This is a genomic window from Cellulomonas citrea, assembly GCF_009829685.1.
Lineage (GTDB): Bacteria > Actinomycetota > Actinomycetes > Actinomycetales > Cellulomonadaceae > Cellulomonas > Cellulomonas citrea.
Window position 1 is genome coordinate 1 of record NZ_VWSD01000430.1, and the last position, 504, is coordinate 504.

General features: G+C 69.0%; 1 pseudogene. It reads left to right on the forward strand.

The window, feature by feature from the left end:
• Positions 1-230 precede the first annotated feature (230 nt).
• Positions 231-504: pseudogene (locus F2B26_RS17105) on the forward strand (homogentisate 1,2-dioxygenase); the annotation flags it as partial.

Below are 504 nucleotides of genomic sequence, written 5' to 3' on the forward strand. Positions count from 1 at the left end.
GGTCCTGCCGCGCGAGGTGCTCGGCGACGGCGCGGTCGAGGGGCGCGAGACCCGGTGGGAAGACGGCCGCATCGTCGACGAGCCGGGCAAACAGGTCTCGCTCGGCGGGCCTCTCCGCGCGGACGGCAAAGCGCGTTGACATGTGGCGCAGGCTACTGGATGGTGAAGGTAGAGAGACACTTTCGTCCGCCCAGCGGACACTTCGTTGATGGGTTCCAGGAGGATCGAGCATGGCCTACTACCAGCGCCTCGGCAGCGTGCCGGGCAAGCGGCACACCCAGCACCGCAACCCCGACGGCGGCCTCTACTACGAGGAGCTGATGGGGGAGGAGGGGTTCGCGTCCGACTCGTCGCTGCTCTACCACCGCGGCATCCCGTCGCAGATCAGCGACGCCCGCGCTTGGGACCTCGGTGACCTCGACACGACCCCCAACCACCCGCTGATGCCGCGGCACCTCAAGCTGCACGACCTGTTCGAGGCGTCCAGCGCCGGTGTGGACGTGG